At 50.8% G+C, this 16,652-nt stretch carries 11 protein-coding genes; all 11 read right to left on the bottom strand.

Annotated elements, in window-relative coordinates:
- Position 1: 1 nt before the first annotated feature.
- A complete protein-coding gene (locus CCY01nite_RS19810) occupies positions 2–3,286 on the bottom strand; it encodes a SusC/RagA family TonB-linked outer membrane protein (protein ID WP_186831168.1) in 3,285 nt (1,094 codons plus the stop codon).
- Positions 3,287–3,526: 240 nt separating this feature from the next.
- Positions 3,527–4,693, bottom strand: a complete 1,167-nt coding sequence (locus CCY01nite_RS19805) for a FecR family protein (RefSeq protein WP_146865449.1) — start codon at positions 4,691–4,693, stop codon at positions 3,527–3,529.
- A 120-nt stretch (positions 4,694–4,813) separates the two neighbouring features.
- The gene (locus tag CCY01nite_RS19800; protein WP_146865447.1) at positions 4,814–5,416 is read right to left on the bottom strand and encodes an RNA polymerase sigma factor; all 603 of its coding nucleotides are present in this window, start codon (positions 5,414–5,416) and stop codon (positions 4,814–4,816) included.
- Between the two features lie 33 nt (positions 5,417–5,449).
- Entirely contained in the window at positions 5,450–6,889 is a 1,440-nt protein-coding gene (locus CCY01nite_RS19795; RefSeq protein WP_146865445.1) for an ABC transporter permease subunit, read from the bottom strand.
- Entirely contained in the window at positions 6,886–8,313 is a 1,428-nt protein-coding gene (locus CCY01nite_RS19790) for a DUF3526 domain-containing protein (RefSeq protein WP_146865443.1), read from the bottom strand. The genes CCY01nite_RS19795 and CCY01nite_RS19790 overlap by 4 nt, the downstream gene beginning before the upstream one ends.
- 9 nt (positions 8,314–8,322) lie before the next feature.
- Complete coding sequence (locus CCY01nite_RS19785; protein WP_146865441.1) at positions 8,323–9,018, bottom strand: ABC transporter ATP-binding protein; 696 nt, start codon at positions 9,016–9,018, stop codon at positions 8,323–8,325.
- 3 nt (positions 9,019–9,021) lie between these two features.
- Positions 9,022–9,843 (bottom strand): hypothetical protein, encoded by an 822-nt coding sequence (locus tag CCY01nite_RS19780; protein ID WP_146865439.1) that lies wholly within the window; start codon positions 9,841–9,843, stop codon positions 9,022–9,024.
- A gap of 188 nt (positions 9,844–10,031) precedes the next feature.
- Complete coding sequence (locus CCY01nite_RS19775) at positions 10,032–10,550, bottom strand: TlpA family protein disulfide reductase (protein WP_146865437.1); 519 nt, start codon at positions 10,548–10,550, stop codon at positions 10,032–10,034.
- A 6-nt stretch (positions 10,551–10,556) separates the two neighbouring features.
- Entirely contained in the window at positions 10,557–11,732 is a 1,176-nt protein-coding gene (locus CCY01nite_RS19770; RefSeq protein WP_146865434.1) for a TlpA disulfide reductase family protein, read from the bottom strand.
- Positions 11,733–11,844: 112 nt separating this feature from the next.
- Positions 11,845–13,323, bottom strand: a complete 1,479-nt coding sequence (locus CCY01nite_RS19765) for a RagB/SusD family nutrient uptake outer membrane protein (protein ID WP_186831167.1) — start codon at positions 13,321–13,323, stop codon at positions 11,845–11,847.
- Between the two features lie 17 nt (positions 13,324–13,340).
- Positions 13,341–16,652, bottom strand: coding sequence for a SusC/RagA family TonB-linked outer membrane protein (locus CCY01nite_RS19760; protein ID WP_186831166.1), 3,312 nt, complete (start codon positions 16,650–16,652; stop codon positions 13,341–13,343).

Below are 16,652 nucleotides of genomic sequence, written 5' to 3'. Positions count from 1 at the left end.
TTTAAAATGTTACTTGTAAACCAAATGTCGTAACAGCGATAGGCGCAATAGATGCACTCTGGTTCTCCGGGTCCATTCCCAGGTAATTGGTAAACGTGGCGAGGTTTTGCCCCTGTGCGTAAACCCTCAGGTTCTGGATCTTCACTTTCTTCAACCAGGCCTGCGGGAAATTGTAAGCCAATGCCACATTTTTCAGGCGGGCGAAGAATATATTATCATAGGCAGCTTCGTCTGTATTGCGGGGCCGCGCCAGGTAGGCAGCGGACGTTGAGCTTTGCGTAAGCTTGTTCAATGCGGCATCGGTGTCGCCCGGGCCTTTCCAGCGGCGGTCATACACATACTGCGGAAGGTTACCGTAGTAACCGGGAACATATACGCCGTTTACATTCCAGATCATGCCATTGGCTTTTGAGAACTGGAAAAATACATCCAGTTGAAAGCCCTTGTACCTGAACGCATTCAGCAAACCGCCATATAACTGTTTGCCGGTGTTAACGGCTACGGTACGGTCCGCAACCCCCAACAGCGCGATGTTGGTGACCGTATCGCCAAACCTGTTCCGGTAGCGCATGATACCTGTATTGGGATCAATGCCCAGTGTAGGTATCAGCTTGACAATCGTAAGAGGCTCCCCAACCACGTAAGTATTCGCATTGGACGAAGAAGCCAGGTCCGGGTAATCGATAAGTTTATTATTCGGAAGCGTGATGTTGAAGCTTGTGGTCCAGGAGAAATCCCGCCGCTCTATATTTGTGGTATTCAATTCTATTTCCCAGCCGGTATTCTGCACTACCGCCGGCAAATTAAATGGTACGCTTGAAAAACCGGATACCTGCGAAATCGGGTAACCTATCAGTTGATTCGAAGAGCGGTTGCGGTAGAAGTTTGTGTTCAGCAGTATGCGGTCCTTTAAAAATCCCAATTCCAGGGCAACGTCAGCTTTCCTGTTGGATTCCCATTTGAAATCGCTGTTCGCCAGGTTGGCTGGCTGAAGGCCGATGCCGTTAGCGCCGTAATAGGGATAGTAACTGGAAGTGGAATTATAAAGAGAAATGTACCCATAGTTGGAAATAGCATCACTTCCCGTAATCCCGTAACTAAGTCTGAGCTTTCCAAAACTCAGGAATGGCAGCGCATCTTTAAGCGCCTGTTCTTCAGAAAAAATCCAGGCGGCGCCTACAGCCCCGAAATTACCGAAACGGTTGCCGGGGCCAAAACGGCTCGATCCATCGCGGCGGGCAGTGAGGTTGAGCAGATATTTGCCATCTACGTTATAATTGACGAGGGCAAACAGGGCGTTATATTTATAATCGCTATAGGCCGTTTTGCTGGAAACCGTCTGCGCGGAACCCTTGTTTTCAAGCAGCGCATCATCGATAAAGCCTGAAGCGTAATCCAGTGTTCCTTTCTGAGTGCTCCGCTGGAAGGTGGTTCCCAGCAAAACTTTCAGCGGCTGCCCCAGCAACCTGACATCATAGGTGAGTTGCGGTTCGATGTTCCAGGTCTCGGTGGTATGATCGCCATATTCCGCAGTACGGTTCGCGGGACCGAGAAAGTAAACCGGGTTCGCAGCGCTCTCGGGATTGGTGTATAAAGAGGTGTACCTTAAATTGGAATAGCCCAGCTGCACTTTAAATTCCAGCCCGTTAAGGATGCGGTAACTGATCAGGGAGTTGGCGTTCAGATTGGTGGTCCGGGCATCATATTGCTGGTTCAAGGAGGCCAGCGGATTGGCAAAAGCCGTACCGGCAAAGTTCAGTTTCCCGTCCGGCAGGTATAAGTCCATACCCAATGGCGGAAGCGTAACCGCATTATGCGTTGGATCATTGGGAGAAAGATTATTCTTTTCTTTCAGAAAAGTTCCTGTCAGCTGCGCCTTCCAGCGTTGATCAGCAGAGGTATGATTAAGGCTGAACCGTGCGGATGCCTTTGTATCCGCAAAATCGCCGGGAAATACAGCGGTTTCCTTCCAGTAACCACCGGAAAGCGAATAACTTGTATTCGCGCTTCCGCCTGAAAATGTCAATTGTGCATTGGTATATTGAGCGGTATTGCCGATCAGGAGGTCCTGCCAGTCGGTAGAGCGCGTAGTGTCCCATTGCAGCAGGTCGGGCGCATAGGAAGCACTGCCAATGTCCACGCCATCATTCTTCAATGCTTCATAGCGCATATCCAGGTACTGCCTGCGGTCCAGCAGGTCCATCATCCTGGCCACCTTGCCAAAGCCCTTTGAAAAATTCGCATCAATTTTACTGTCGCCAGCCTTTCCCTTTTTGGTGGTGATGAGGATAACGCCATTGGCGCCTCTTGATCCGTAGATAGCGGTCGCATCCGCATCTTTTAATATCTCTATCGATTCGATGTCTGCCGGGTTGAGGGAATTGAACGGGCTGGCCCCGCCGCCAGGCTGCTGCCTGAAGTTATTGGGTACCGTGTTGGTCGAGTTCGATAGAAAAGGTACGCCATCTATCAGGTAAAGCGGGTCGTTTGCCGCAGCCGTTAAACTGTTTGTGCCCCTGATCCTGACGGTAACGTTACTGCCCGGAATACCGCTTTGCTGCGTGATATCCAGTCCGGGCACCTGCCCGATCAACGCTGTCAGCACATTGCTAACGGGCTGCTTTTCGATGGTTTCCGCCCTTACGGTACCTACAGCCCCGGTATTCAGGCGTTTGCTGGTGGTATAATATCCTTTTACCACCGTTTCATCCAGTCCCGATACCGCCACGCGCAGCACTATACTAATATCCGAAGCGCTGCCCACCACGTATTCCCGCGGCTGATAGCCAATAAAAGAAAGAAGCAGTACATCACCGGGACTGGCATCTATGGAAAACCTTCCGTTCGCTCCGGTGGCTGTGCCTTTTTTGGTTCCCCTGATCGAGATGGTCACGCCCGGCAGCGGATGACCGGCGGTGTCTTTCACCACGCCTGTGACGGGTACACGGACAGCTTCCGCTATCACCGGAGCTGCCTGTTCCCCTGGCGGAGGAGAGGCTCTTTTTATAATGATCGTTTTTTCTACAATACCGTATTCAAGGTCCTGATCTTTGAGGCTCCGGCGCAAGAACTCTTCCAGGCCGATATCCTTTACATTCAAAGTAACCGGCCGGGCATTCCTGACCAGCTCGTTATTAAAAAAAACAAGGTACCCCGTCTGTTTTTCAATTGCGTTAAATACCTGCCTGAGCGGAGCATTTCTGACCGACAGGGTGATCTGCTGCCCATAGGTCCCGGCCGATACCTCCAGGCAGGCACAAATAGTTAAAATAAAAGTCAGTCTCACGGAGAGCAAAATTTTGGTTGAACACCGCCCTTTTCCGGGTGCGGTTTTTACAAAACGATTCCATTGCATACATTTGCATTGTTTGGTTGACGTTAATCAATAATAGGTAAGACGATTGTTGTGACACTGATAACTCAAACATTCACCGGGAGCGGGTCCAATCGCTTCCGGTTTTTTTGTAATTAACAGGGATAAAGCCTGAAACTGCTACATCATGATTTCAACTGTTGGTTTTATGTTTTAACGTTCGGCAGATTCAATAACGATCTTTCTGCCTGTTATCCTGTAATGGATACCGCTCATGTCCAGTACGCTCAATAGTTGCGACAGGCCCAGGCCCCGCTGCAGCTTTCCTGAAAAATACAGCTTCCTTACATCCTTCTCGAATTCAACATCCACATCATACCAGCGGGAAAGCTGCGCCATTACTTCGCGTAATTCAGCATTCTCGAAATAAAATATACCGTTCCTCCAGGCCATCACCCGCTCCAGGTCTGGTGCTTTATTCAGATCAAGATTTCCATCCTTCGTCAACACCGCCTGCTGTGACGGCTGCAATTCCATCTTTTTGTTTGCAGCCGGGGCATCTACCTGTACCCTTCCGGCCAGCAACGTGGTATACAGCTGCCGGTCATCTTCATAAGCATTGATATTAAAGTTTGTGCCGAGCACTTTCACCAGCAACTTATCTTTTACTTTTACAATGAAGGGGGCCGATGCCTGCGCAGCCACTTCAAAATATACTTCCCCCGTCACTTCCACACGCCGTTCTCCTTCCCTGAATGCCGTGGGATAACGGAGCGAACTGGCCGCATTCAACCACGCGCGGGAACCGTCGGGCAGTTGCACCGCAAACTGGCCCCCTCTGGGAGTTGAGAGCGTGTTGATGCTTACATTCTCCTCATTGCCGGTGGCCTGGTACACCAGCACGCCACCCTGCTGCCGGACCGACGTACCGCCCTGCGGTATGAGCCGGTTACCGGCACTGTCGAGCATTACAATGGAACCATCCCCCAGCGTCAGCGTAGCTTTGGGTGTGGCAGCGGCAATGTCCGGCGTATATGCAGTGCCATTGCCAGCATGTTGCTGCCGGTACAACCATGTACCAGCCAGTATCAGCAGCAGCAAACCAGCGGCAAACGCCCAATATCGGACCCGGGCAGCTTTCCTTACCATTACCGGGTCCTCCATTGCGCTTATCTTGTCCTGCAGAAGCTGCAAAAATGCGTCATCGGCATTCCGCCGGCGATCCGCGTTCCAGCTGATCTCTTCGTGATCTTCCATAAGATCCAGGAATATCTTGTCGTCTGCGGTGCGAATGGCCTCAGACAGTATTTCCCGCTCCTGGTCGGAAAGATCCCCGGAGGCATATTTCTGCAAAAGTGATTTGATATAATCCTGGTTCATACTGATAGGTCTCTACATACAAGACTGCGTTTCGTGAAAAAGAATACCCTTGCGGATAAATATATTTCACAACAATATGTAATCTGTTTAATTTGATCGCGGGAAGCCGGATATGATGTATCAAAGATGGATAATGATCAGTATCGCGATGGGAATATCGATGCCATTGTAATGTTGCAGCTGGTCGCGCAATGTTTTCACGGCTTCATACAAATGTTTTTTTACCGCAAATTTTGTCATGGACAGCTCTGCCGCGATCTCATCGAGTGACCTTCCGTGCTCGTTTCGCAGCAGAAGGATTCTGCGTTTCTGTGGCGTCAGTCTTTTTATCGCATTGCGGGCCAGTTCATGATATTCTTCCAGCTGCATTTTTTCCCGGATGGCGTCGCCTGTTTCCGTGCCGGGCTGCGCAGACTGCCAGCCGGCAATGGCGCCCGTTACCTGGGCATCACGCCTGCGCTTGTCCAGCAGCCGGTTTTTGGCCATCCTGAAAAGATATGGTTTCAGCGACTTTACGATGACCATCGTTTCCTTTCTCAACCACAGTTTGAGGAAGATGTCCTGCAATATCTCCTCCGTTTCGTCTTTAGAGAATCCGGTAAGCGGGAAAATGAATGTGTGCAGAACGGGCTGAAAGAAGTAATACAATTCCGCGAATGCGGCCTCGTCTCCCTTTGCCAGCGCTTCCAATAGCTGTATTTCATTTTCCAGCGTTACTTTCATTAACCCGGCCCCCTTCTTTAGTTGAAAGATAAATTATTTTATCACCCGGCGCAAAGACGCGGTTATTATCAGTAACAAAGTTAAGACAATAACCGGCAGGAGCAACCGCAGGGCTTCCGCCAGGTTTACGACGGACTGCCGGAAACCGAATTCCGGCACTTTCAAAAAGTCTGACAGCGTAAACGGTTTTGCCTGTATCGCGATGTTGTTCAAGTAATAGCGGCGCTCCGCCTGGTAAGCTTCCGCGGCGGCAAGGTACTGATGGTAGTTGTTTATCTCCGAACCGGCCACCTGGTTGAATGCGTTCTGAACAGCAAACACCGGGTTCAACCAGTTCAGCCGCAGTGTGCGCGCATACTCTTTCGCCTGGCTCTCCACTACCATTTTACCCATGCTGTTATTAAAACGGATCTGTATCTCCGACCGCATCAACCCTTCATAAAAACGCCGTGCGCCATCTCCTGTATCCTTCATGGCCGCGAGCGGGTAAGGATGCCGGAGGCTGCTGAATGAATCGGCCAGCTGCGCCGGCTCCAGGTCATAGGCTTTGGAATAATCACCCCGTTGATTGAACATCGTCTGCACCAGTTCCTTTTCATGAGAATCGGATACGTTCCGGTGAATGACAGATGGGACCAGCAGCAGCAAAATGATCCACAATCCCCCCAGCACGAGGGCATTGGTGGTACTGGAACGGTTCAGTGAAGCGATGAAATAGACCAGTGAAAACCAGAAAACGATGTAAATAACCGTGATCAGCAGCCAGGCGCTCATCTGCACGGCCTCCTGCCGGAATGAAATACCGTTTATGGCAAAGGCGGCCAGGTTGATAACGACCGACAGCAGTATCAATACGGATGCCTGGAACGCCAACTTGTGACGCAGCACCCTTTTCACATCGCCCTGGATGCGCAGCAGCGTAAAGGTGCTGTTTTCCTTTTCCCCGGAAAGCACATTATACCCCAGCGCAATAATGAACAGCGGGAACAGGTAAATGATCACGAACGAGAGATCGAAATTCCCGGCGAGCAATTTAACCGGGTTCTGGATATCCGTTGACGTTGTACTATAAATATCCGCCCCCCTGAAATTATTGGACACTTCATGATAAAACGGAAAGTTGTCTTTCTGCCCGATGGACAGCGATGTGAACGGGCCGGGCCTGTACACGACCGTTTTTGCGCCGGCAACGGCAGACTGATAATACTTCATCACATCATCGAACCGCTGCTGTTCTTCCAGGCTGAGCGTTGCCGTATCCCTTCTTTTTATCTCCTTTATGGCATATGCCGTTTTCTGCTGCTGCAATGTATCCACAGCATAGATCATTTCCTCCTGCTGGCTTACAAAATGTTTACCGTACCGCGCACCGAACAGGCCCGCCACCAGCAGGAACAGGAGCCCTGCCACCAAAAAACGGTTCCTGAGCAGCAATACCGCCTGGTATTTCCAGATAGTTAAATACTTCGTCATGCAATCCTGATTTTATTGGATGTAAGTGCGATCAGCAAACAAACTGCTACGATCCAGGTGAATAAAGCGATGATCTCGGTGATATAATTAGCCAGGCTCCAGCCAAGCGCAGGGGATTCGTAGCGGTAGTCTTTCACCTGGTCCCAGTACTCCTGTGTAAGCTTTCCCTTGCTGTCTTTAAACTCCGATACCCTTGCCGCGTCCAGCTTGTTGAGGTCGCGGATCAGCACCCGCCGGTAGTCTTCCACATCTTTTGTAAAATCATAATGATGGTGCATGTCTGTACCCGCGATAGCCATCGACAGATTTTTAACGGCCATGAAAGGGTCCGCAAACCCGGAAACCGCTCCTACCCTGTTCTGTGCCGAGATGATGCTGCTGATGCGTGTAATGGCCTTATCGTAAACATAATTATTGAAATCTTCATCCGCCTGCATCAATAAGCCGCCCAGTTTTACCGGAAGCTGGCTGGCGCTGTCAACACCGTGTGCGCGCAATACCGAATCTGTAAATCGCTGCGAGCGCTCGTTACGGGTATCATGACCATTAATGCCGCCTTTCCGGTCGTCCGCAATGGATTGGTCGAACGCTACCCTTGTTGGCAATGGCGTTCGCTGCGCCCCAATGTTGGCCGCGGTTTTGGGAATGATCACCGTGAATATGAACCACGCCGCCAGCAACCCGACCAGCAGGCCCGACGGGCTATTGGCCCTTGCGGACAAATAAACGGTCAATGCGATCAGCAGCGCGTAATACAATCCGTACAGGAATACCAGCAGGAACACCCTTGGCAGCACACCGGCCCCCGCTTCGTGCTGTCCCATGTAAAATACCAGGCCATATACCAGAGCCGCCAGCAGCAGGAAAGTCCAGTAAACCGCAATATAAGCGGCGGCCCTGGCCGTTATCAGCTGCCGCATGCTCACGCCCTGGCAGAGCAGTAACCGGAGCGTGCCGTTCTGCCGGTCGGCAATAATGGAACGGTAGCAGGTGAACAATATCAGCAGCGGAAAAATCACCTGCAGTAACATCGCAAATGAAAATTCCCCGAACCGTATGAGTGACGACTGCCCCGAGGCGGGAATGAACACCGCTTCGTTCTGCCGGTGCGCTTCCAGCCTTACCGTTGTACCTGTATAGGCGTTTACGCCGGGATCGATGGCCTGCAGGAACGTTGCAGGCTTGAATACGATATGCCCGTAATGCCCGGCCATATGCGCGGATGTTGGTTTCTGGTGCTGCAGCATGTAACGCGCCGTATCGGTCAACGCATGATGTTCCGTGTATGCATGCCCGTATTGCTCCGTGGAACTGAATATGGCGTAGCCGGACAACAGCAGCAGAAATACCGCCAGTACCTGGAAAGTGCTGTCCCTCCACAGTCTTTTCAGTTCCTGCGACGCTAGTGTTATGAATATTTTCATGTGAATATTTTAGATGGTTTCCAGGTAAAGTTTCTGCAACGCTTCCGGGCTGATATTGTCCGCGCCCACCACATGCAGCAATTGCCCGTCTTTCATGATACCGATGTGCGTACCGATGGATACCGCGTTAAAGATGTCATGCGTAGCGATCAGCACCGACTTCCCCTGGGATGCCAGCTGTTTTACAATGCGGGTAAACTCGTCCGTAGCCCGGGGGTCCAGCCCGCTGGTAGGCTCGTCCATCAGTATTACGTCCGCATTCTTCGCGATGGCGATGGCAATGCCTACTTTCTGGCGCATGCCCTTTGAGAAGGCCCCCACCCGTTTTTCGTGGGCTTCGGATTGCAGATTGGCGTCTGTCAGAAAATCCCGCAGTTGTTTGCGGTCATATGAATAGCCGGCGAGCTTGCTAAAGAAGTCGAGGTTCTCAACAGCGGTAAGGTTCGCGTATAACATCACCACTTCCGGAATATAGGCGATGTGGCGCCGGGTATCATTCCCATCCTTCCCAACTTTCTTCCCGTTTATCAGCACTTCACCGGAATCAGGCGCCAAAAAACCCAGCGAAATATTAATGGTGGTGGTTTTACCCGCCCCGTTCTGGCCGAGGAGGCAAAACACCTCTCCCTTGTTGACGGTGAGGTTTAATCCTTTCAGGGCATGATGGTCCCCGTACGTTTTGTTCAGGTTGGTTATTTGTAGCATGTGTTATGGTTTTTTATTCCAGTTGCGCCATAATGCAATTGCCTTCAGCCCTCCGGATGTAAAATATTTTGGTCTTTGTGCTTTATACCGGTCCAGTGTATGGACCGCCCTCCGGTATATCATGGAATCAATTTCCGAGGGTTGATGTCCCTTGGGCATCGCATAGGTGAAATGCCCCTTGTTGCCGGCGTATACCGGTATTGCAAAAAAATCGCGCGGAACAAGCTTTATCGTCGTATCCTTTTCCACCGTCTGGTTGGCCGTCACAAAAAAATCAACGGCATATAACGGATACCCGAACAGCAGCCCGTATCCCCTGTTACGGTCGTGCCGGCTTTCATATTCGATGACCGGGAGCACGGTAGCGGGATCACTTTCCGGCGTGAAGCCCCATTGGCCAAAGAAAGCGGCATGCTGCGCGATCAACGACGAAAACCTGCTTTTCCGCACAACGTATATTTCAATGTTGCGCATGTGTCCCTCTTTTTGCGCAAAAGGCATCATTACAAACTGGTGATCTCCCTTGCTTAGTTCCGCGCAGATACGGGCGTACTGTAATGCCAGCGCAGGCAGGCTGTCCCCCGGCGTCACCTGGTGATCGCCATCCTTCATGAAAGACGTTTTCGCTACAGGGAATCTCAGGAACTTCACACTGCTGACGGGCTTGATCGTATCCAGCAGCGTATAAACGGCCTCGTGGTCCAGTGCATATGCCAGCATGCTGTCCGCCAGCGCGCGATCGCTGTTTTGTAAGGTGGTAAAAGGGCGGGATACCTGGCAGGATGCCACTGCTAAACCAACTACCATCAATAGACCGTATCTCATGAACGAATGATTGATATGAATGCGATCTGAAAAAATGCAACGCTACCGGTCAAGGAAAAACCGGCAGCGCTGCAGATCGCAAAAAAATAGCTTCAGGGCATTGCTGTGCCTTTATGTTGATCAAATCAGATATTCTAAATTATGCATCAACGTTGCAAATATATAAATACGGCTGAAAAACTCAAACATTATTTCTGTTCCGACCGGATCATTTCCACGAGTGCTGGTCCCGGAAACGGCGGAGAAGTGGAAACAACGCGCCCCTGCCTGTCTATCAGCATCGTTTGCGGAGCGCCGGAGAATCCGTAATGCCGGTAAAACGGGTGATCGCCGCCCATACCCATGGTAAATACATTCAGTTCGCCTTCGCTCGTGTACAGTCCTTCCCGGATGCTTCTTTTCCACTTCAGGAAATTGATATCCAGCGAAACGGACATGAACACTACGCTGGTATCTTCCCGGAAAGCGGGCAAAACGGCATCGTGCAACCCTTTTGCTACCTGCACGCAGCCTTTGCATCCGGTGAACCAGAAATCCATGTAGACCACCTTGCCTTTGAGATCGTCGAGTTTCACCACTCTTCCCAGCGTGTCTTTGAACTCGAAAGGAAACGCCTGCTTACGTTCTGCCGCTGTTTGAGCACTGGCCGTTAACTGAAGAAAGCTCATCGCCAGTGTCAGCCATATCATCATTTTCCGGATTGCCATATTGTTCTATTTCAGCAGGTTGCTCAATTGATCTTCCAGTTCGTCTATTTTAAGGTTCCTCGCCACTACTTTCCCGGAAGGGTCCAGCAGCAGGTTCTGCGGAATGGCGCGTATGTCGTATTGCTGCGCCACTTCATTCTTCCAGCCTTTAAGGTCGGATACATGCAGCCAGGTAAGTTGATCCTTTTCTACAGCAGCCTTCCATTTATCCGCATCCTGGTCGAGCGAAACGCCCAGTATCTCGAACTTCGGGCCTTTGAATTGCTGGTAGAGCTTTACAAGATCGGGATTTACCTTGCGGCAGGGCCCGCACCAGCTTGCCCAGAAATCGATCAGTATATATTTACTGCGCAGGTCGGATAACTTTACAGGCTTGCCTTCCATGTTATCCTGCACGAAATCCGGGGCCACAGATCCAACGGGCGCAACAGGGATCTTCGCCGTTGCTTCAGCCGGTTGGTTGCGAACACTGGAACGCATCCGCTCCTTGTACAGCTCCCCGAACTGATCGGCGATGGCGATGGCGGCAGTCGAATCCGGCTTTCTTTGCCTCATGTATCCGTAAAAAGCCATTACGGTATGATAGGAATCGGGATATTTTTTAACTTCCGCCAGTACGAGGCTGTCCCAACGCTGTAAGATCACTTCGTTCTTCCTTTCATACTCCTGCAGATAAGCTTCAGACTGCAATTGTTCAACCGAAGCATTATTGAATTCAGCCGCCAGCTTCTTCTGGTCGCGGACCAGCGCACCCTCTTTATTCCAGAATTCGTTGTGCTTTGCATTCAATGAAGAGCCTTGTATCTGAACGCCTGTCTTCAGTGTATCTACCGCCGTGTTAACGGTCATGGTACCATTCTCAAAGAAAACGCTGGCGAGGCTCATGTCCGAAAAGAAGCCCGGCCCTTTAACACCCGGGTAATAAGGGCTGTATTTAACCATGATAGCTCCGTAAGCAGGCAGCAACGTTTTTTTCCGGTATTCAAATTCGCCGTTCTTTACCGGGACGGTATCCCATTTTTCATCGCCCATATAGATCCAAAGCTGCCGGGGCGCGTTCAGGTTACCTACCTTTCCCCTCACGGTCACTTCACCCGGTTTAGCGTCCGCCGCTGTTTTCTGTGCCATTGCCGGTGATGCGGCCAATAGCATCAGGGCCAATAATTTTACTTTTGATTGCATTTTTGATTGCTTTAAGTTTTATGCACCAGGTTCTCTTTTAACAAGACTCTGATTTGTAAAAAAGAATACCGTGCGGAATAGATTTATTTTTCAACAATGTGTAACGAACAGATTAGTACTCGTCATTCTGTTCCAGGTTGGTGTTCAGCAATACTTCATTCTGCGGAAGCGGGAATAACATCTTATAGGATTCCCAGCTTCCGCCTTTTGCGGTGGTGATGGCTGGCATCAGTTCCTCCGCCCTGCTAACGGCCGGGTTCTCGATGCCGTTCCATCTTTTCAGATCAAACCAGCGATGGCCTTCCATAAACAGCTCCACCCGGCGTTCCTGTTCCACCGCCAGCAATGCTTCTTTTTTTGCCAGGGTTAAGGAAAGATCGGGCAGCGGGTCCGGGACCTGCGCATCCGCCTGCGCCCTGGCTCTCCGCCTGATGACATTGAGGTCGGCAACGCCATTCTCCACCTGGTCCTGCTGAATAAAAGCTTCCGCTCTGATGAGGTACATTTCCGCAAGCCGTATAGTGGTAAAATATTGCGTTAGCACTGTGCCCGATCTGTATTTGTGAGGGAAGTAATAAGTGTTGCCGTTTGCGGTAGATGTACCTACCCAGGCAGCACTCCTGCGATTGTCACCGGGTTCGAAGCGGCTGAGCAAACTATTGCTCAACACGCCTATGCCCATGCCTGCACCTGTTGTAGTGGGAGCGCCGGTGAGCTCAAAAGCAATCGCAATTCCGGGATAGGCCACGCGGTTATTAGTCGCCATTTGGTGTATGGCCTCTTTGCTATTGATGCTGAATACACGCCCGGGGTCTGTTTCCAGTGCATAGACGTTATGCTTGTTGATGATGGTTGTGGCCGCCTTTTCCGCTTCCTCCCACATCCTGTTGTAGAGGTACACGCGGGCAAGCAAAGCGGTAGCTACGTCTTTATTTGGACGAAGCCGCATGGCGCCGGGAACATTCTTATCGTCCAGGTAACCGGCATTCAGCAATTTCTCCGCCTCCTGCAGATCTGCTATGATCTGCTTGTAGACATCAGCCCGGGGAGTTCTGGCAGCTTTCATATTCTGCCGGTAGTCCGGCGTGAGTAAAACCGGTACGTCACCGTATACGTTTACCAGCAGCAAATAGGAAAATGCGCGGAGAAATCTTGCTTCTCCTGTCAACTGGTCCCTGCTCGCCGCCGGAATTGCCGAGCCATACTTTTCAATATTTTCCAAAACGGCATTGATCTTATATATGGCCGTATAGGAACCGTTCCAAAAACCCCTGACGTATATGTTAACGGCGTCGAGCGAGTTCGTATGTAACTGCATCAAACTGGCATCTGTATTGGTAAGCGTGTACTCGTCGGCATACATGGCGTTGATCTTGGTGAGACACAGCCCTCCGGTACTGCCGAACATATTATAGACACTGGAATATACATCCAGCAAAGCTGCTGTCGCTGTCTGCTCCTTTTCAAAAGTGGCTTTCTCTCCCATTGCGGTTTCCTGCTCTCCTACCGTCACGAATTTTTTACACGCCGGCATCAGGATGGCCAGGATGCATATGATCGTTACAATTCCCTTATTTATATAAGTTGACATGATTTCGGTTTTATAGATCATAAATTAAACTGTACGCCCGCCGTCATTACACGCATTAACGGCATGCTCGTTGTTCCGGTTTCGGGGTCCACACCTTTGAAATTTGTAAACGTCAGCAAATTCTGTCCCAGCAGATAAACCCTGGCGTTGCTGGCATGCAGTTTCCGCTGCCATTCCTGCGGCAGCGTCCAGGATAATGAAAGATTGTTCAACCGCAGGTAGTAGGTATCTGTAAAGTACGCTTCACTCGAGCTGGAAGTTCTTGAGCGATAGGCGGGAGAGGTTGTGCTCTGGGTAAATTTCGGAAACAGCGCTTCCTCTCCGGGATTCCGCCAGCTGTTATTAAAAACATAGGCCGTGATGTTATTCTCCCTGCCGGCAACACCGGGCAGCACCGCGATGTCGTTGTTCCTCGTTCTTCTTGAATATACCAGCTGAATATCAAGACGAAAGTTCCTGTACTGCAATTCGTTGCTGATACCTCCGTAGAATCGCGGGCCTGTATTAACAAGTATTGTACGGTCTGCCTGCGTAAAGAAAAATGATGTGATAAACGAGGTATCTTTCCCGTTCCTGTCCCGGTACACGTTCACACCGGTCAGGGAGTTTACGCCTACATAATCATACAGCATCTCCAATGAAAGCGGGTAGCCTACAACATAGGATGTTGCATAAGTGGATAAAGCAAGGTTGGGATATGCCACCAGCTTGTTTCGCGGAACGGTAAGGTTGAAGGAAGTATTCCAGGAAAAATTCTCATTCCTGATGTTCACCGTGTTCAACGTCAGCTCCAGTCCTGTATTCTGAACGGTGGCCGGCAGGTTGCTGTTGATGCTGGTGAATCCCGTCATCGCGGGCATTGGTATGCCTACAAGCTGGTTGGAGGAACGGTTTCGGTAGTAGTTGACGGACAACATGAGCCTGTTCTCAAGAAATCCCAGTTCCAGCTCGATATCCATTTTCTTGTTCGATTCCCATCCATAGTCAGGGTTATACAACCTGTCCGGCTTCAAGGCCACTCTGTCTGCACTGGCGGTAGCAGAAACGGAATAAGTGGAAAGAAATGCATAATCGCCGATCGCATCACTGCCCGTAATACCGTAGCTGGCTCTCAGTTTTCCGTAGCTGAGAACAGGTGCGAATCGTTTGGCAAATCCCTCTTCAGAGAATATCCACGCCAGGCCAACGGCGCCGAAATTACCGAACTGCCGGCCGGGCCCGAAACGGCTGGAGCCGTCGCGCCGCATGGTCAGATTGGCGATGTATTTGTTCTGGAAATTGTAGTTCAGCCTGCCGAAAACGGCGTTGTACCGGTACTTGACGATGCCGGTTGGAGAAACGGTGACATTCTTGGCGGACGCGGGGTTGTTCATCAGCTTGTCGTCCAGGAAATCGGACGCACTTATACTGTTTGTGGTCCGCACCTGCTCCTGGAAGGTAGACCCGAGCATCACAGATAACTTCCCCTGGTAAAGCTTTGTTTCGTATTCGAGATATGGCTCCGCATTCCAGCCCGTATTCTGGATGGTGGCATAGTTGCCCTTGTTGCTGGTAGGATAGTAAAAGAAAGGATTGACAGCGCTTTTCGGCGTTAAGGAAACGGTGTTGAAATCTGCCTTGCTGTATCCCGTATTGGCTTTTAACCATACGCTTTTGAATAACCTGTAGGAGAACAACGCGCTGGAATTGAGGTTGTAGGACTTGAGTGACTGCGTTGTGCCCAGCGTATAGGCAATCGGGTTATAGAAGGTACCTCCTTCCCAGTTGATAGAACCATCTTCCTTATATAGCGCCGGCGCATTGGGCGGCAGGCTAAGGGCATCGGTAAAGGGGTTGAAAGAAGGAATGAGATTATTATCATAGGTATAGATCGTGGAAAAGTCTACGCGAAGCCGGTCGTTGGCAGACCGGTGATTTACCCCGAATCTCCCCGACAGTTTCCAGTCCCTGAATTCACCGGGGAACACGGATGTTTCTTTCCAGTAGCTTCCGTTAAGCGTAAACTGTGTATGCTGGTTGCCGCCGCTTAAACCTACCTGTGCGCTTGTATATTTTGCAGTTCCTCCCACCAGCACATCCTGCCAGTCCGTATACCGTGTAGTATCCCATAACTTCAGGTCATTGGCGGTTACATTGGCGGCACGCCAGTCCACACCATCATTGGCAAAAGCTTCATACCGCATATCCAGGTAGCGGCGGGTGTCCAGCAGGTCCAGTTTACGGCTCACCTTGCCTATCCCCTGGTAGATATTTACATTGAGCCCTGTTTTCCCCGATTTCCCTTTTTTGGTAGTGATCAGGATAACGCCATTGGCGCCACGGCTTCCATAGATGGCGGTCGCATCCGCATCTTTCAGCACTTCTATGCTTTCTATGTCCGCCGTATTGATCGAATTCAGGGCGCTTGCGCCGCCGAACGCGCCCATGGTGTTTCCCTGGCTCATGTTGATGTTGGTGGAATTAAAGGGAACACCGTCTATGATTATAAAAGGATCGTTCGCACCGCTGATGCTGTTCAGCCCCCGTATATTGAAACGTACCGCCGCACCCGGCACACCCGTTGTTTGCTGAATGGAAAGCCCGGGTACACGGCCGCTCAGCGCAATAATGGGGTTGCCTACCGGTTGCTTTTCTATATCGGCGGCCTTTACAGTCGTAACGGCACCGGTATTCAAACGCCGGGACGTGGTACCATAGGCAATGACCTGGATCTCGTCCAGCTTACTGTCCGATACCTGTAGTGAAAACCGTAAAGACGGAGAAACATCTTTAACGGTGATCTCCCGTGTGGCGTATCCCACGTAAGACACCACGAGAACATCTCCCGCGCTGACCTCAAGGTCCAGCATACCTTTTGCATCGGTAATACCGGATTTGTTCGTTTTCCGGTTGATAACGGAAGCGCCGGCGAGCGCCTGTCCTTCCAGGCTGGTAATATAAATGCGCACCGGAGGTACTGGCTGGTAAGCCGGAACACCTGGCTCAGCAGCATCGTTTTTCACATCATTGCGCCGTTCCACCCTGATCACCCGTCCAAGGATGCTCCATTTCAGGTTCTTGTTCTGCAGTATCCGGTCCATGACCTCCGCCACTTTCCTGTTACGAAAGACCGCCTGCACGTCTTCCTGCTTCATCATATCCGTATTCTCGTACATAATGACCAGGCCCGCTTTCTTCTCGATCGCTTCAAACAAGGTGGCCAGCGAAGCCTTGCTGTAATCCAGGCTGATGCGCTGCTGCTCTTTTCCCTGGCCGTATCCGGGAGAAGCTGTCAGCAATTGGGCCGCGCAAAAAATGCTTGTTAACCATACCGTAATTACCCTCATCAT

Origin of the sequence: Chitinophaga cymbidii (genome assembly GCF_007992715.1) — a bacterium.
Classification (GTDB): Bacteria; Bacteroidota; Bacteroidia; order Chitinophagales; family Chitinophagaceae; genus Chitinophaga; species Chitinophaga cymbidii.
This window is presented reverse-complemented; position numbering and strand designations above follow the sequence as displayed.